The sequence below is a fragment of the Halomonas icarae genome (genome assembly GCF_009901955.1).
GTDB classification, from domain to species: domain Bacteria; phylum Pseudomonadota; class Gammaproteobacteria; order Pseudomonadales; family Halomonadaceae; genus Halomonas; species Halomonas icarae.
In genome coordinates this window covers 1-16,585 of the sequence record NZ_WUTS01000027.1, presented here as the reverse complement: position 1 = coordinate 16,585, position 16,585 = coordinate 1, and the positions used below count along the sequence as shown (strand labels likewise).

At 54.1% G+C, this 16,585-nt stretch carries 14 protein-coding genes; 11 read left to right on the top strand and 3 right to left on the bottom strand.

The window, feature by feature from the left end; genetic code table 11:
• The coding region (locus GRB80_RS16175; protein ID WP_161424442.1) for an IS66 family transposase at window positions 1–396 on the top strand (396 nt) is incomplete at its 5' end.
• A 267-nt stretch (window positions 397–663) separates the two neighbouring features.
• On the opposite strand, the gene trbL is transcribed toward GRB80_RS16175, so the two are convergent.
• The 3 genes from trbL to GRB80_RS16160 all read right to left on the bottom strand — a co-directional run bounded on the left by trbL (window position 664) and on the right by GRB80_RS16160 (window position 3,347).
• On the bottom strand, window positions 664–2,166 hold the full coding sequence (gene trbL, locus GRB80_RS16170; protein ID WP_161424441.1) for a P-type conjugative transfer protein TrbL: 1,503 nt from the start codon (window positions 2,164–2,166) through the stop codon (window positions 664–666).
• 213 nt (window positions 2,167–2,379) lie between these two features.
• Window positions 2,380–3,129 (bottom strand): P-type conjugative transfer protein TrbJ, encoded by a 750-nt coding sequence (gene trbJ, locus GRB80_RS16165; RefSeq protein ID WP_161424440.1) that lies wholly within the window; start codon window positions 3,127–3,129, stop codon window positions 2,380–2,382.
• Entirely contained in the window at window positions 3,126–3,347 is a 222-nt protein-coding gene (locus GRB80_RS16160) for a TraK family protein (RefSeq protein WP_146802638.1), read from the bottom strand. Before GRB80_RS16160 ends, trbJ begins: the two co-directional genes overlap by 4 nt.
• A 460-nt stretch (window positions 3,348–3,807) precedes the next feature.
• On the opposite strand from GRB80_RS16160, the gene GRB80_RS16155 reads away from it, so the two are divergent.
• The 10 genes from GRB80_RS16155 (at window position 3,808) to GRB80_RS16110 (ending at window position 16,046) form a co-directional block, all read left to right on the top strand.
• Entirely contained in the window at window positions 3,808–4,155 is a 348-nt protein-coding gene (locus tag GRB80_RS16155; protein ID WP_161424439.1) for a plasmid mobilization protein, read from the top strand.
• A gap of 307 nt (window positions 4,156–4,462) precedes the next feature.
• Window positions 4,463–6,853 (top strand): DNA/RNA helicase domain-containing protein, encoded by a 2,391-nt coding sequence (locus GRB80_RS16150; protein ID WP_161424438.1) that lies wholly within the window; start codon window positions 4,463–4,465, stop codon window positions 6,851–6,853.
• Between the two features lie 107 nt (window positions 6,854–6,960).
• Window positions 6,961–7,317 (top strand): nucleotide pyrophosphohydrolase, encoded by a 357-nt coding sequence (locus GRB80_RS16145; protein WP_043527825.1) that lies wholly within the window; start codon window positions 6,961–6,963, stop codon window positions 7,315–7,317.
• A gap of 220 nt (window positions 7,318–7,537) precedes the next feature.
• Entirely contained in the window at window positions 7,538–8,314 is a 777-nt protein-coding gene (locus tag GRB80_RS16140) for a type IV toxin-antitoxin system AbiEi family antitoxin domain-containing protein (protein ID WP_161424437.1), read from the top strand.
• Window positions 8,304–9,224: a nucleotidyl transferase AbiEii/AbiGii toxin family protein gene (locus GRB80_RS16135; protein ID WP_161424436.1), complete on the top strand. Its 921-nt coding sequence runs from the start codon at window positions 8,304–8,306 to the stop codon at window positions 9,222–9,224. The genes GRB80_RS16140 and GRB80_RS16135 overlap by 11 nt, the downstream gene beginning before the upstream one ends.
• A gap of 149 nt (window positions 9,225–9,373) precedes the next feature.
• Window positions 9,374–9,778: a hypothetical protein gene (locus GRB80_RS16130; RefSeq protein ID WP_161424435.1), complete on the top strand. Its 405-nt coding sequence runs from the start codon at window positions 9,374–9,376 to the stop codon at window positions 9,776–9,778.
• 105 nt (window positions 9,779–9,883) lie between these two features.
• Window positions 9,884–11,053, top strand: a complete 1,170-nt coding sequence (locus tag GRB80_RS16125; RefSeq protein WP_161424434.1) for a dsDNA nuclease domain-containing protein — start codon at window positions 9,884–9,886, stop codon at window positions 11,051–11,053.
• A 59-nt stretch (window positions 11,054–11,112) separates the two neighbouring features.
• Window positions 11,113–11,616: a hypothetical protein gene (locus GRB80_RS16120; RefSeq protein ID WP_161424433.1), complete on the top strand. Its 504-nt coding sequence runs from the start codon at window positions 11,113–11,115 to the stop codon at window positions 11,614–11,616.
• Entirely contained in the window at window positions 11,613–13,532 is a 1,920-nt protein-coding gene (locus GRB80_RS16115) for a hypothetical protein (RefSeq protein ID WP_161424432.1), read from the top strand. Before GRB80_RS16120 ends, GRB80_RS16115 begins: the two co-directional genes overlap by 4 nt.
• Before the next feature lie 42 nt (window positions 13,533–13,574).
• A complete protein-coding gene (locus GRB80_RS16110) occupies window positions 13,575–16,046 on the top strand; it encodes a DEAD/DEAH box helicase (RefSeq protein WP_161424431.1) in 2,472 nt (823 codons plus the stop codon).
• Window positions 16,047–16,585: the final 539 nt, after the last annotated feature.

The window sequence follows — 16,585 nt, the reverse complement described above, 5'->3', positions numbered from 1 at the left end:
CGCCCGCTGATCACCCAGCTACGCACCTGGTTGGACAAGTCGCTGACCCAGGTGTTGCCGAAGAGCGCGCTGGGCAGAGCGTTGCACTACCTGGATGGCCAATGGCAACGCCTGACCCGCTTCCTCGATGACGGGCTGATCCCGCTCGACAATAACGCCGCGGAAAATGCCATCCGCCCCTTCGTCGTCGGCCGCAAGAACTGGCTGTTCAGCCAGACACCGAGCGGTGCCCAGGCCAGCGCCGCCATCTATAGCCTGATCGAGACGGCCAAGGCTAATGGCCTCTCGCCCTACGAGTACCTGCAGTTCGTGTTCGAGACCCTGCCAACACTCGGCGAGGGCGACGACCTCAACACGCTGCTCCCCTGGCGCTGGAAAGAAACTCTACCGGTCTAAATCACGCCGCACGAGGTGGGGTTGGTGGACCGTTTACCGATTATGCGTACCCCCAAGATGACGGAATGATTCACTCGTTGCGTTCAGGCGTCGAGGTGACTGCGCTGATCATGGGGGCCTGGTCGCCATGAGACGGCTTTCATGATGACGGGGTAGCACACAGGCAACGATAGCCAGGCCACCCAGGCACCGCTAACAGCGAGCCCGACCAGCAGCAATGCGACTGCCAGCCAAGCTGCGAGATACCAGAGAGGGGCTTGCGGACGTTCATTGTTCATCGTTATGGCTCCCAGCGGGTGATCGATAAGGTACCTCCGCGCCGGCAGCCGGCTCGGAGGGGGTCCGATTATGCGTAGCCTGGGGGGGCTGATTATGCGTGTCGTTTTCGTTAGTAGTCGGTGCCCCACGGATAGTCCCCTTCAGGCCATCGGACTGGCCGATGCTCTGCTGACCACCCGTATGGGCAGACTCACTGCCGCCTTCCGCCATACCGAGCCGTTCAGCCCGGAGCTTCTGCGCCATAGAACCGCCGAAGGAGCCGTGACTGGCGTTGTAGTCACCCATGATCTTGCCACCCATGGTTTCACCTGCTGCCTTCGTCAGGTTCTTCATGGTCTGTCCAGCGTGAGCCGTGCGCCCAGCACCCAAAGCGGCACCGCCCGATGACGGGGCGGTGCCCGGCATAGGAAGCGGCCCTGTTCCACCACTTGGCGAGCTACCACCGCCTGGCGAACCACCTGCTGGACCGCCCAGGAAGGAATTACCACCGGGCGACCCACCACCTGGAGTTGCCGCCGAGGCGAGCGCTCCACCGCCACCGAGCTGTTCACCGGCCAGCTTGGAGGCTTCACGCACGGCCATAGCGCCGCCCGCAGCGCCTACAGCAGCACCTACCGCTACAGACCCGGCAGCCCTTGCCATGCCACCTACTGACGGCGTTGCACTACCGAGAGAAGCCCCGTTGATGATTCCCTGCACCGCATCTGGAATCATCTTTACCAGAATAGCCATCATCAACAGCACACCGATAATGGCGAGAATGGCCCGGAACGACTCGTGATCCTGATTTACTGCCCACTGGTGAATGAATTGTTCACCCGCGCCGATGACCAGGAACATGACATAGAGCTTGGCACCGATGCTGATGGTGTAGGTGATGTACTTTTTGGCGTAATCCACCGTCCACTGCGAACCGCCAAAACCAAGAAGAACGATCCCCGCTGCCGTGACCACGTACATTTCAGCCAGCACGAAGAAAGCATAGGCGGCAATCAGCGTGTACAGGATCACAACGGGGAGCGCCAGGATGGTGTAAGCAATCCGGCTTAGGCCACTGCCTGCCGAAATAACATCGCCCCCAAGGGTAAACCCGCGCTCCAGGATCTCCGGAACACTCAGGCTCAGGTTGGTGCTGGTAGCCTGGCCACCTATCCAGATCCAGCCCCTGATCATGGTCTCGGCTAACTGTTGACCTCCCTGTATCAGGAACAAGAAGAATCCAGTGAAGATCACTAGCCGGACGAACTCCGCCACAAATTCACCCAGGTCAGCATTTCTCAGTACCATCTGGCTTGCTGACCAGGTATAGGAAATTACGGCAAGAGAGAGCAGCAACCAGGTCGCCACTTGCTGCAAAGGGGCATACCACAGTGCCACTGAGTCTCGGAACCCATGCTGAAGCTCACGGATTATGTCCCCATCGGAGGCAGCAACTGGCCCACTGAGCAGTAGCAGAGCAGCAGGAATGACTAGATACAACCAAGGTTTCATCGCTCGTTACTCCCATCTCCTGAGCCGAATAGGTCATCTTCAGTGATTGGTCTTTGAGCGGAAGGGGCGTTGTCACGCGGTATAGTGGCGCGCTCCCAAGCGGCATCCTCTTCGGCCTTGTCGAGTTTCCATAAAGCTGCGGCGGTGGCGATGCTCGCTACTAGGCCAGCAATGACAATCAGAGTCTTGGTACTGCAGCTCATTACTCACTCCTCAAAATAGATCGTCCGCATGGATAGGCTGTTGACTGTCGGGGTCGTTGTCGCGTGGCGCAGTGGCGCGATGCCAGGCCGAGTCATCTTCCGCCTGACGATCCACCTGACCGCCTACATGCGAGGCTTGAAGCTGAATTTGCGCCATCTGAAGTTGCCGAAGTTTCTGAAGTTGCTCCACTTGCAGGGCTGCGATAGCACCACCGGCTTCCAGTAATTGCCTTTCGCCTCTAGCGCTTTCTATTTGGTGTTCAATCGCTCTCAATGCGGAGTCCTCACGCGAAAATTGTGCGGCCTGCAGGCCAGCCGCTCGAAGAGCGCCCCGCACGCTATCGTGGTTTGTCTGTGACCACTCCCGATAACGAACCGCATAGTCCTCATGGCTCCCTTTATTGCTTTGGGCGTAATAGTCGAAATCTCTATATCCTCGCTGGTAGTCTTCATCTACCTGGCCTGAGCTATAGGCAATGGCTCGTCCGGTGGCGACGATGTCAGCAAGATCTTGAAGGTCGGAAAGCGCCTGTTGCTTGATATGCTCCGGAAGACTGAGAAAGTTTTCGTACATGATTTCATATTGGCGGATGGTATATGCAAGATTCTCAGATTCGCTGATGGCAACATCAATTAGCTCCGCATTATTGAGAAGCTGAGTGGGTTCAGTCGCCCCGGTAAATCCGCCTCCTCCTGATACCGCTTGGCTGGATTGAGCGGTGAGGAATATGAAAGTTAGTGCGGTGATGAGTTTTTTCATGGTCCACTACTTCCGATTAGCTTTCTAATGTAAACAGTGAATTGATTGTATTTAATTGGCATCTCACCTTTTTTATGAAGGTGCTCCCAAATGTCTATGGCGTTATATCCATTATCTAATGCCTCCTTAATTTCCTCCTTGTATTTGAGAAAAGCATACCGTCCATGCGTTTTGGACTTCTCTTCTCTCCTCTTCTTTAAGCCTTCGATCAGGTCCATGTCGATTATTCCTGTGCTACAGGTGTGGTGTGGAGTTGGTTTGCCTGGATTTATTTTTTTTGATTGGTTTTTGTGTCGTTGTCAAGGACGGCTTTGTTTAAATAGAAATTTGGCGAAGTTTTCCGCATCTTGCGTGTATTATGATTCCTGAGATGTGTGTTTTGGTGCAGTAAGAAAGTGGCGAATACTCAGTTTGAATATTTTGATGCATGACCAATGGAGCATGGTGCAGGGGTTATGCAATACATTGATTATGCGTTTCGATGTGGACATAGTGAGCATCGTTGTAGCTGTGTTGCAGCGAGGGAGGCGGGCAGGATGTGTATTTGCTATACCGCCGCAAGCGTCGATCTAGCAAATACCCACAACTTACTCGCCTGTCGGCTCGACGCATCCTGCTCTCCGAGGGTGTTGCTGTCGCAGCCAGCGGCTACCGCCGCATTAGCAAAGGATAAAGGACATGGGTAACGAAAGCAGGAAGAGAACCGCGCATATCATGGTCCGGGTTAGTCCTGATGAAAAAGAAGTGATTGCACAGGCGGCAGCCAAGTGTGATTTTAAAGTGCCTGCTTATTTGCGGGAATTAGGATTAGGTTATGCTCCAAAAAGTACCATTGATGCACAGGCGTTTGAACGGTTGGCAAAGCTTCATGGTGATTTAGGCCGCATGGGTGGTCTTTTAAAAATGTGGCTAGCTGATGGCTCCCAGTCTGCCTACGGAAAGCATCTCGGGGTACCAGGGTTAGTTAATAGAATAGACGAGCTGCAACGAGAAATTGGAGAAGTAGCTAGAGATTTGTCTTTCTGAAGTAATCAAGAACTGAGCTACTTGCTTATTCATGCAGATTGATGTCCATGAATCTGATCCCGGAGGAATTGCTGTAGAAGCCCCCTGACTGCCAGCAGAGGATACCTTCTACTGGTTCATTTTTTCATCCGGGGCCCTACAGGTAAGGGAAGTATCAGTACGGTTGCCTGCCTTAGCTCCTCGAGCCGACTGTAGTTGGCACATGAGCTCCAGGTGATGTTATAGCAGCTTATAGCGTGCATAATGGCCAAATTTATGCACTTAATGAAAAGCATAACCATCTGTTTGAAAAGGGAATTTTTAGGGTATGTTGGTCTACAACGCCACCAAGCAGCAGTTCATCGACGATGTACGAGCCAACGTCATCACCGACGCCATCGAGAACGAGGTGGCACGCAGACTGAACCGCAACTCTCCGCGCAGCGAGGTGGAGTCGTGGGAGAACTCACTGCGCTTCATGATGAGCGCGCTGCTGGACGAGGCGATTCCCGCGTCGGCGGGGGTGGCCATCGAGTACAACATTCCGCTGACCAATCGCCGTGTGGACTTCATCCTGACCGGCAAGAACCACCAGCGGGACGATGCGGCGGTCATCGTGGAGCTGAAACAGTGGCAGTCCGTCGAAGTGACGAAGAAGGACGCCATCGTGCGCACCCAGTTGGGCGGCGGCGTGCGCGAGACCAACCATCCGTCGTATCAGGCGTGGTCCTATGGCGCGCTGATCGAGGACTACAACGAGACGGTACGCTCCGAGTCGATCCGCCTGGTGCCCTGCGCCTACCTGCACAACATGAAGCAGGGGGACGCCATCAATGATCCCTTCTACGAGCACCACACGCGTCGTGCGCCGGTCTTCATCTCGCAGGATGCCTTGAAACTGTCGGCGTTTCTGAGCCAGCACATCAAGTACGGCGACAGCAACGACATCATGTATCGCATCGAGCACGGTGTGATCAAGCCGAGCAAGAACCTGGCGGATGCGCTGGCCTCGATGATGCAAGGCAACGCCGAGTTCCTGATGATCGACGAGCAGAAGCTGGTCTATGAAACCGCGCTTGATCTTGCGCATCGTGCAGGCAGCGGCAGCAAGCAGTGCCTGATCGTCAAGGGCGGGCCGGGTACCGGCAAGTCGATGGTGGCCATCAACCTGCTGGTGGAGCTGACGAAGCGCGAGATGATGACGCAGTACGTCTCGCGCAACTCGGCCCCTCGGGAGGTCTTCAAGAAGAAGCTGACCGGCACGCGAAAGAAGACCCACATCGACAACCTGTTCAAGGGCTCGGGCAGCTATGTCATCGCAGAGCCGGATACCTTCCATGCGCTGATCGTCGACGAGGCGCACCGTCTGAACGAGAAGTCGGGCATGTATCAGAACCTCGGCGAGAGCCAGATCAAGGAGGTGCTCGCCGCGTCACGCTTCTCGATCTTCTTCATCGATGAAGCGCAGCGAGTGACGCTGAAGGACGTCGGGACGGTCGAGGAGATCCGGCGGCGTGCGGCCGAGTGCGGCGCCGATGTCCACGAACTTGAGCTGGCGTCGCAGTTTCGCTGCAACGGCTCGGATGGCTATCTGGCCTGGCTCGATCACGCCCTTCAGATTCGCACCACGGCCAACACCGACCTGAAGGACATCGACTACGACTTCCAGGTGTTCGATGACCCGAGTGCCATGCGCCATGCAATTCTCGAGAAGAACCGCAAGGCCAACAAGGCGCGCATGGTGGCGGGCTACTGCTGGCCCTGGTCCAGCAAGAAGGACAAGCAGGCCATGGACATCGTGTTTCCCGAACATGACTTCGCGGCCCAGTGGAACCTCGATGACGACGGCATGCTGTGGGCGATCGCCGATGGATCAGCTGAGCAGGTCGGCTGCATCCACACCTGCCAGGGGCTCGAGTTCGACTACGTCGGCGTCATCATCGGGGACGACTTCGTGATTCGTGACGGTCGCGTGGTGACAGACGCGGCCAAGCGGGCGGGGCAGGACCGCTCGGTGCATGGCTACAAGAAGATGCTCAAGGAGCAGCCCGAGCATGCCCGTGCCCTGGCAGACCAGATCATCAAGAACACCTATCGCACGCTGATGACTCGCGGCCAGAAGGGCTGTTACGTCTATGCCACGGACTCCGAGACCCGCGAGTATTTCGCGGCCTTCGCTCGTTCGCAGGCAGCCACCGAGCATACCGATCAGGCTGAAGAGGCCGAGACACTGGATGGCTTGCACCTTCCCATCGTGACGCGTGATGAGGCAGTGCCGTTCGAGCGCCATGTGCCCGTGTACGACCTGAGCATCGCTGCCGGCGAGTTCAGCGAGATGCAGATCGCCGCCGCCGAGCACTGGGTCGAGCTGCCGGACTTCCTGCGTGCGAGCCCCGACCTGTTCGTCAGCCGGGTAGTGGGGGAGTCGATGAACCGGCGCATCCCCAATGGCGCCTGGTGCCTGTTCCGTGCCAACCCTGGCGGCACACGGCAAGGCAAGGTCGTCGTGGTGCAGCATCGCGCCATCGAGGACCCGGACCACGGCGGCAGCTTCACGGTGAAGCAGTATCAGAGCGAGAAGGTCGAGGAGTACGGCGAGTTCGTGAACCAGCGCATCGTGCTCAAGCCCCAGAGCAACGCCTTCGGCTACAAGGACATCGTGCTTGAGGACGAGCTTGAGGACCTGAAGGTCATCGGCGAATTCCTCTCCGTGCTGTGAGCGAGTGGGCGGCCGGATGGTCGCCTATGCCGATGCTGGCTGGATAGCGAGCAGCAGAGCAGGCATGCTCTCCGCTATCCGATACCGCAGAACCAGGTGAGCCCTAGATGTCAGACCCGTTCAAGCAGCTTCGCGACGCCATGGACCAGTTCGCCACCGAGCGCGACTGGGACCAGTTCCATTCGCCCAAGAACCTGGCCATGGCGCTGACGGTAGAGGCAGCTGAGCTGCAGGAGTGCTTCCAGTGGCTGACCGAGGCGCAGTCCAGAGAGCTGGATGAGCAGCAACTGGCCGCCGTGCGCGACGAAATTGCCGATGTTCAGCTCTATCTGATCAGGCTGGCGGGCAAGCTGGACGTGGATATCGAAGCGGCATGCCGGGCGAAGATGGAGAAGAATGCGGAGAAATATCCCGCCGACCAAGTGAAGGGAAGTGCGAAAAAGTACACGCACTATCAGGATTAGTGTGATGTGTGGCCGCTTTGTCCTCTGCAGCGGCCTTCTCTGCCTGGCTTCGTCCCTCAAGCTTCCTCCCGCTGAATTGGGACTCAAGCAGGGCCGGAGACGCAGCTTTCGGTTTAAAACTAATGCTAAAAGCGGCCTTGAATGCCGGTTTTGTGCTTGAAGATAAACCATCGTGGTTTATCCTTCACTCTGAAGACGGAATTTAAGGCCGCTTTTTCACATGAAAATAAACCAGCTGCTGCACAAGATCCCGTATGGCGCAGTCGTGACGACCGCCTGGCTAGCATCACACGGCGTCACCTCGGACCAAGCACGTAAGCTGGCCGGCAGTGGCTGGCTTAAGCGCGTGGGGCATGGCGCCTACTGCCAAGCGGGGGAGCCTCTTACCTGGGAGAGCGCTGTCTTCGCTCTTCAGGCGAGCTACGACACGGGCTTACCACCGCTTTGGCCGGGTGGTCAGACGGCCCTGGCACTGCATGGCGTTGTCCACTACCTGCCCATGGGGGAGCGCACGACGCACCTGTATGGCAAGGGGGCCACTCGGTTGCCCCGGTGGTTGAGTGACGCCGAGTGGGCAGGGCGGATGGTGCTCCACTCTGAAAAGGGCCTGCCAGTGCAGCTTCCCGGCAGCTTCACGGACTACGCGCCGGATGGCAGGGCCTTCAGCTTGCAGGTATCGACCCCCGAGCGAGCGGTCCTGGAGTGGATCGCCGTGACGCCGAATGAGCTGCTGTTCAGCAGTGAGCTGGTGGACACCTTCGGCGGGCTTAACACGCTACGCCCGCGCCGGCTGCAGGCATTGCTGGAGGGATGTCGTTCGGTGAGAACCAAGCGGGCCTTCCTGGTGCTGGCTCGCCACGCCGGGCATGCCTGGTACGGTCGCCTGGAGCCACGTCGACTGGACCTCGGCAAAGGTAAGCGGCAGCTTTGCCATGGCGGCATGCTGGACAGGGAATATCACGTGACGGTGCCGGAGGCGTTTTTGCATGCCGATTGAAGCTCGCTACCACGAACAGGTTAGGCTGCTGGTCTCGCTGCTGCCATTCCTCAATGACGAGCCGTGCTTCGCCCTCAAGGGCGGTACGGCCATCAACCTCTTCGTGCAGCCATTACCTCGCCTATCGGTCGATATCGACCTGGCCTACCTGCCGCTAGAGCCCCGTGACGAGGCACTGCGACGCTGTCGCGAGGCGCTGCAGCGACTGGCAGAGGCCTTCAGTGCACGACTGCCAGGCGTGCGGGCCGAGCTTCAGGATAATCGCCGAGACGAGCTGAGGATTCTGGTGCGCCGAGGGCGTAGTCAGGTGAAGGTGGAGGTATCGCCGGTACTGCGTGGCACCCTGCACCCGCCCCAGGAGCGCGATGCCGTTGAAGCCGTGGAGGACGAGTACGGCTTTGCTGCGGTGCAGGTGGTGTCACTGCCGGACCTGTATGGCGGCAAGATCTGCGCCGCGCTGGATCGCCAGCACCCCCGGGACCTCTTCGATGTGAAGCTGCTTCTGAACCAGGGCGGCCTGGATCGAAGCGTATTCGAAGGCTTCCTGGTCTATCTGCTGGGGCATCCCAGGCCCTTGAACGAAGTGATCAACCCGCGACTGAAACCGCTGGACGATGTCTACCGACAGGAGTTTGTCGGGATGGCCAGGGCCGATATCCCGTTGCAGCAGCTGGAGGACGTCCGACACGAACTTCTGACGCGGCTGGGCCAGCTGATGACGGATGAAGACGTTCGCTTCCTTCTGTCCTTCAAGCAGGGGGCGCCTGACTGGGCGCTGCTTCCGCTGCCGGGCGTTGATCGGCTGCCTGCCGTGCGCTGGAAGCTCTCCAATATCCAGAAGATGAAGCCCGACAAGCACCGTCAGTCACTTGAGCTATTGGAGAAGGCGCTGGGTAGCCTTCGGAGATGACCCCTAATACCCCCGGCGGTGTACCGGCCTAAGTCGACTTCTCCTTATATCCTTTAAGAGCTAGGCTGTTACGCATAATTACGCTAGGCACAGGGGATGACATAGTGAACAACAGGGAAGCTCGGTTTCAGTGGGACATCACCGGGGCCATGACCGCCCATGGCTGGAAGGCTGGTAGGGCCGGCGGCTACGACCGTAAGGGGGAGGACGTCAGCGAGCTGGAACTGCCCCACTACCGCCTCACCAAGCGTGAGGCGAAACGCCTGCGCCTGGAAATGGCCGGGAAGGACTACGGCCTTACCTCGGTCAGCGATGTCCGCTCAGGCAAGCCCCACGACCCCGAGAAGCAGCGCTTGGCCGAGATCATCGACCGGCACAACGACCTCAATGGTGTCAAGGCCAGCGACAAACTGCGCTTTTCTAACTGTGTCACCGGCCACCAGGGATCACGAAAAGTCAGCATGCCGCTGCTGGAGGACGAGGAGACAGGCAGGGTTCTGATTATCAAGTTGCTGGCAGGAAGGTCAGGGCGAAATGAGCAACCAGGGAAATAATATAATAACTAAACGGTTAGTGAATGTGGGTAACAGGGGTAGGGAAATGTATGTGTGCTATCTCATTTTTTCCTTGTTCGTTGCTGCTTTGCCTTGAGGGTAGCTATGAAAAATGAAAACTTTGTTGATCCAACAGAGTTTGCATCAGTCGACGTTGCAATTCCTGTCGAGGAAGGCGGGCCGACCGCACGCACCGGGTTCAACTATCAAGACGAAATTGCAGTAAGTTTTCTTCTGGATATGCTGGAAAACTCTGCTATCGAGAAGATTCACTGCGAAACCCATGACGATGTAATCGTGGTTCGCACTGATGAAGAGTCCTCAGGTCGAGTTGCCGAATTTATTCAGGTAAAAGCTGGAGAGCCTGACAAACTTTGGTCCGTTGCAGATCTTTGTAAGCGAAAAAAAGGTAAGCCTGGAACATCAATATTTGAGACTTCATTAGCCCGTGATAGGCATCTTGAAAAAGCCCGATTCCGTATCGTGACGTTGCGAGATGTTAACAGCGTTATACGACTTCTAACTTATCAAGACAATGCCCCTGCGCGACATCAAGATGCTGCTGAAAGGAAGGAGATAATCAAAAAAATCCAGCAGAAATGCCCTGGTTTTAAATCAGAAAAAGGAAACGGTGCGGACTACTGGGTAGATCATTGTCTCTGGGAAGTGCGACACAGTGAAAAATCTGTAAAGCAACATAATGAACTGCGAATCATCCAGATAAGTTTCCGGGATAATCGACCGTTATTACCTGAGCAAGCAGAGAAGCTACTGGTGGAGCTTCGGCAAAAAGCGAAAACAGCGGGGGATGCGAAGTGGAGCTCGGAAAGGCATCTAAAGATTTTTTCCCGAGCTGAACTTCGGCAGTGGTGGGAGAGGCGTTTGGAAGAGGTTGTTAACGGTGTTTCAGCACCATCAGGTGGAAAGCTAAGGGGTAAGATGGAGGAGGCAGCCCTACCCCCGGATTTGGTAGAGCTTGCTGTAGACTTGCGTCGCCGATATGCAGCATCTTTCCGAACATCACGCTACATGAAAGCCGATCTAGGAGAAGAGTTGCAGGGGCTTGTTCAGGCCGAAGTCATATCGTTGAAGGCGGAGTATGTTGCTGGAAATCTCAATCTGGATGCCCCAGGTTTCCACGCGCTCTGTCTCAGCCGGCTTGATGAAGTAAATGCTGCACACAAGCTAGATAATAAGGATCACTCTGTATTTCTAAAGGGCTGCATGTACGATATTTCAGATCGGTGTATGTTACGATTTGTGAGGCCGCAATGAGGTCAATAAATCGCATTGGAACGAGATCGGTAAGTATTCCTCTTTCTGCGGATGACGTCGTGGAGTTTCACGCGGCTCGCTTGCTTCTTCTGATCAATATATGCGGTGTGGCGGGGCGCATTGACGGTCTAACTAAGATGGCAAAGCTGGATTTTTTTGCAAGATATCCAGACTTTTTCGAAGTCGCTGCCGATAAACTAACCGGAAAATCTGGTGAAGGAAGGGCGGGAGAAAATAAAGAAAACGCCGTAGAGTCGGCTATGGTCCGACACCATTATGGTCCTTGGGACAAGCGCTATTATCATGTTCTGGCCCATCTTGAGGGTAGAGGTCTTATTACGGTAACGAAGATGAAAAATACTTACCGGCTGGCTCTGACGGATCTTGGTAAGCAACGAGCAAAGGCGCTTTCTTCAGCACAGGCTTTCGCAGAGCTTGTCCAGCGGATGCGTGGAATAAAGAAAATCTTCGGGGGAAAGAGTGGGACTTTTTTAAAGAACCACATCTATAAGGTTTTTGAAAAAGAGGTTGGGCGTCGCCCTATGGGGAAGGTGATAACATGAGTGAATATAAGCCACATCTTTCTATAGGCCGCGTTCAGCGGAGACAATCAAGCGGAACCATTGAAGAGCTAAATTTTCAAGTTGGAGTAAATGTACTTGTTGGTCGCCCCAATGTTGGAAAAACGAAGTGGCTTCAAACTATAGATTTTTTACTGGGAGCTCCTGGCGATGATCCGTTTGCAGGCGCCGAGGAAACCGGACTTTCTGAAAAGTACGATGCGGCGGGCTTGGAGCTAAGCATTGATGATGAGCGGTTCTGGATTGAGCGTAGGTGGCGAGAGGTTGGTTCGAAAACAAAAGTTTTCGTGGACGGCGATGCCATGGCTGCGCGTGAATTTCAGCAATGGCTAATGGAAAGGCTAGGCATTCCGCTCCTACATTTCCCAAAGGGCAACCCCATGTCCGGGCAGACATGGCCAGAGCTTAGTTTCCGAATGCTTCTTCGTCACATCTATCGACAGCAACGATTTTGGGGTGATCTTGCAGACAAACAGCCAGAAGGGGAGCAACATGCGTGCATCATACAGTTCTTAGGGCTAGCAGATAAGATATTCACTGAAGAATATGGCGAGTTGGTTTCATTGAAACTTCTGTCAGAGCGCCTTAAGGCAAGTCACGAGAATTATGGTATTGCTCTTGAAGCGCTAGCACGCGATGTTCTCACTGAGTCGGGTATTTCTGAAGGGATTTCCAGAGCGACAGTAAAAACGGCTGAAAGACGTATTTCCGAGGAAATTACCTCGCTCAGGGCGCAACGCGGCGAGCTGCTTGCACATGGCCGCGATCAAGCTTTTCCTTCCGAAGGCCGCGGTCGTGTGAATGAGCTCGGGCAAAAAAGAGCTGCTTGTGTGGTGGCATTGGAGGAACTACACCGGAAGCTGGAAGAAACGACCGAACGGATCACCGAAATGACACGGTATCATGCGGACCTGACAACGGAGTTCGCGCGTCTGGATCGCGCGGCGGAAGCCGGATTTCTTCTGGCTGACCTCAGAGTTACTCATTGCCCTGCGTGTGATCAGGGGGTTCAAAAGGTCAGTACATTAGAGCATGAGTGTTTTCTGTGCCATCAAACTCTTCCTGATGAACCAGAAATCGAGGAGCTTGGAGCTGTCCGAATTAAATTTGAACGTGACAGGCTCTCTGGAGAAATCCAAGAGGCTGATGAACTTCTTCGAGCATTGCGCTCTGGACGGGAACGAATCCAGGCTGAGACGGCTGATATTCAAGAACGTTTGCAGCTCGTTGAGAATGAACTTGCGCCATCCCGTGAGGCTGTAAGCTCGTTGGTCCAAGAAGAGGTAAGTGCTCTTGATGTAGCTTTGGGAGAGGCAAGCGAAAGACAGCGTCAAGTAGGGCGTCTTTCCTCTGCAGTCGCAGCCGGTGCTGAGATCCTAGAGCGTGTTCATGAGATTGAGAAAAAGATATCGCCGTTGCAGGCGCGAGTCGACGAAATTGCCAGAGCGACCGACTTTGAGTCGGCGGCAGCTGAGTTGGAAGACGGTATTAACGAATATCTAACAGCTATCAATAATATAAAGCCTGGAGCATGGCGTCATAATCCTGTCCGTATCGACATTTCTCGGACCAGCTTCAGTATCAAGGTTGGTGCCAGGCGTTGGAGCGCCGCGCTCGGCGGTACTGATACCCTTTACTTTCTCATGGCTTATCATTACGGTCTACTTACTTTAAGTGCCAAAAGCTGGAGCCACTATCCTGGGATTTCTATAATTGATGTTCCGGGCGAATTTTCCGGTGAGGCTATTGAGGACAAAGAGAATTTTATTGTTCAGCCGTTCGTCGAGCTGATGTTAAGAGAAGAATATCAAGGTTGTCAACTCATCATCACCGGTGCCTCATTTACTGGGTTAGAGAAAGTGACACGACAGAAGTTGCGGCACGTATACGTAGCTTAGCAGTGCTGCTCGTTACATTTTAAAAGGTAGAGGTGCAAGGAAATGCCGATTGATTTTTCAGATATGCTGGACAGTGATGATGACGTTGTTATCCACCCCCGCGACATTTTCTTTACGCTGGACCGCGCACCTAGCTTTTCGTTTCCCCGGGATATACAGACGGAAGTTATGAATCATTGGTTCGATGACAGGGACAAGCGGGATAGTGTCATCAAACTCAATGTCGGAAGTGGAAAAACCCTCGTCGGATTGTTGTTGCTCCAGAGTTCTTTGAACGAAGGTAAGGGACCGGCTCTTTATGTTGCTCCGGACAACCAGCTATCACAGCAGGTCCTTCAGGAGGCTCAGTCTCTTGGTATCGAGGTTACTGATGACCCGCGTGATGCTGACTATGCAGCAGGCGAGAAGATCTGCGTTGTGAATGTTTACAAGCTTTTCAATGGAAAGTCTGTTTTCGGTGTCGGAGCCAGCCAGATCAATATTGGGACAGTCATAATTGACGATGCACATGCCTGTGTATCGACTGTTACCCAGCAGTTTAGGATTAGCCTTAAGAATACACACAATGCCTATAAGAAAATCCTTGCAGCACTATCTGAAGACTTGAGAGGGTACAGCCAGGCGCGCTACCTGGACATTGATGCCGGTGATCCTCGTGCGCACATGGAGGTTCCATTTTGGTCTTGGGATGCACGCCAGGATGAAATCCTAAGGGCTTTACATGAACATCGCAATGATGATGAGCTTCAATTTACATACCCTTTGCTCAAGGATATCCTTCCTCAGTGCCGGTGCGTAATTGGCGGACAGCACTTGGAAGTTGAGCCATACTTCCCGGCTACCGATCTGATCCAATCATTTAGACGAGCTAAGCGACGCATTTATATGACGGCAACGCTTGCAGATGACAGTGTGATTGTTACGCATTTTGGTGCAAATGCCAAAAATCTTGGTCAGCCCATCGTGCCATCGTCGTCGCAGTCGATGGGGGAGCGGATGATCCTAATGCCGCAGGAACTGAATTCAGATCTTACGATAACGGATGTTCAGGGGCTATTAACCGACCTTTCTAAAAAAGTGAACGTCGTTGTTATTGTACCTTCTAAACCGGCAGCTGATGAGTGGAAGGATGAAGCGGATCAGGTGCTTATAGGAGATGCTGTTCCCGATGGGATTGATAAGCTCCGTAATGGGCATGTTGGTCTTACAGTGCTTGTAAACCGCTATGATGGTATTGACCTTCCTGGAAACGCTTGCCGCGTACTCGCTATATCAGGCTTGCCAGAGGTAAGCTCTTATGCGCACTTGGTCGATAGTGAGATATTAAGCGGTTCAGCTGTCAATCTTCGAAGGCAGGTCGAAAGGATTGAGCAAGGAATGGGCCGCGGTGTGCGGTCGAATGATGACTATTGCGCGGTTCTCCTGCTTGGCCCAAAGCTTACCAGTAGGATTCGGTCTCCCGAAGGGTTTGGGATGCTGACTCCTGCGACAAAAGCTCAGCTTGATTTATCAAGGAAGATAGCACGAAAGCTAAGAACACCGTCCATTGCTGAAATTAACAATGTTATTTTGCAATGTCTTAATCGCGACCCGGACTGGATAAAGGTTAGTAAGAAGATTCTTGTGAACTTAAAAGCCGACGACGAGCTCCGGCTTGATCCGGCAAAGCTCGCAATTCGATCCGCCTTGGATTATGCACGTTCAAATCAGCATAAAGAAGCTGTCACAGTTATGGACAGGGCGATTGATGAGACAGGTGATGAGCAAGTAAAAGCCTGGTTACTAGCAAGAAAGGCTGCATTCCAACATGCAATTGATGCAGATGCAGCTCAAAAAACATTGGTTGTAGCTCACTCCATGGAACCTGGTGTCATCAAGCCGATGCATGGTACGACCTATAAGCAGCTTACTCCTGCGACAGGGCAACAAGCCTCCGCTCTGATCGCTAATCATCAGAAACGTTTCATGGACTCTACCTCTATGAAACTGTACGCAGACGAGCTTTGCTCTGATCTCCAATTCTGCCCTGACACATCTGACAGGTTTGAGGCTGCTGTCAATGATCTTGGCTGGTTCCTTGGGATCAGTGGACAAAGACCAGAAAAGGATTACAAAGAGGGGCCGGATAACCTCTGGGCTATGCCTAATGGCTCATTTCTGGTGATAGAGTGTAAAAATGGCGTTACAGCTGAAAGTGGTATTTCAAAAAAGGATGCTGGGCAATTAGGCCAATCTATTGATTGGTTTAGAGGGCGTTACCCAGCTTCTTCAGCTGTGCCAGTGATGATTCACCCGGAACGGGTGCTCGGGCAAGGAGCGAGTCTCGTTATGGGTATGCGTGTTATTGATATGTCCGGGCTGGACAAACTTCGCAACAACCTACGGGCTTTCGCAAAGCAGCTTGTCGATCCTGATATATCGGCCAATGCCTCTGAGGTGGCAAAGCGGCTTGGTCAATTTGAACTCAATGCAGACGGCTTCGTTAATGCGTTTTCTAGAGGTGTAAAGGGTTAGTTTTTAACGCTTGATGCTAGAAAGCTGGCTGGGGCAGGGCGTTATCAGCATGTCTCAGCCAACCTCGATTACTGATGACTTGGTAGAGGAAGTACTGCAGCGGTACACACACCAGCTTCGTGTGCTATCATCAACCTTCGCTAACCTACTGATTCAAAAGAACTGTACCTTTCGCTCGATTACGTTTGCTTTTCCTTGAATATCAGTAACATATTGATTTACAAGAGAACTCATAATCCCTTGGCGCTGGTTCGAGTCCAGCTGGCCCCATCGCTATCAGGCAATTCCTCAGCTTTGCCTGTTGTCCTGGATTTCCGCGTAGCCGAGTCATCCTTGAGAGCTTCCGAACACAGGCAGCCTGAACGCAGGCCGCCTGCACGTCGTTCGATAACTGCGGATCAGACGCTGTGGATCGCCTAGAAGTCGTAAGCGAACGGGCAACACCGCTTGCGAGTGATCAGCCAGTGTGCTGCCAGTGATGGGGCAGGAGCTCGTGGAGCTGGCTGGCCTTGTGGGTCGGCAGCCGTTCCAGCACGTCC

Coding starts and splice junctions, on each gene's coding strand:
- trbL (WP_161424441.1), bottom strand. CDS start 2,166: ATGAAACCTTGGTTGTATCTAGTCATTCCTGCTGCTCTGCTACTGCTC.
- trbJ (WP_161424440.1), bottom strand. CDS start 3,129: ATGAAAAAACTCATCACCGCACTAACTTTCATATTCCTCACCGCTCAA.
- GRB80_RS16160 (WP_146802638.1), bottom strand. CDS start 3,347: ATGGACCTGATCGAAGGCTTAAAGAAGAGGAGAGAAGAGAAGTCCAAA.
- GRB80_RS16155 (WP_161424439.1), top strand. CDS start 3,808: ATGGGTAACGAAAGCAGGAAGAGAACCGCGCATATCATGGTCCGGGTT.
- GRB80_RS16150 (WP_161424438.1), top strand. CDS start 4,463: ATGTTGGTCTACAACGCCACCAAGCAGCAGTTCATCGACGATGTACGA.
- GRB80_RS16145 (WP_043527825.1), top strand. CDS start 6,961: ATGTCAGACCCGTTCAAGCAGCTTCGCGACGCCATGGACCAGTTCGCC.
- GRB80_RS16140 (WP_161424437.1), top strand. CDS start 7,538: ATGAAAATAAACCAGCTGCTGCACAAGATCCCGTATGGCGCAGTCGTG.
- GRB80_RS16135 (WP_161424436.1), top strand. CDS start 8,304: ATGCCGATTGAAGCTCGCTACCACGAACAGGTTAGGCTGCTGGTCTCG.
- GRB80_RS16130 (WP_161424435.1), top strand. CDS start 9,374: ATGACCGCCCATGGCTGGAAGGCTGGTAGGGCCGGCGGCTACGACCGT.
- GRB80_RS16125 (WP_161424434.1), top strand. CDS start 9,884: ATGAAAAATGAAAACTTTGTTGATCCAACAGAGTTTGCATCAGTCGAC.
- GRB80_RS16115 (WP_161424432.1), top strand. CDS start 11,613: ATGAGTGAATATAAGCCACATCTTTCTATAGGCCGCGTTCAGCGGAGA.
- GRB80_RS16110 (WP_161424431.1), top strand. CDS start 13,575: ATGCCGATTGATTTTTCAGATATGCTGGACAGTGATGATGACGTTGTT.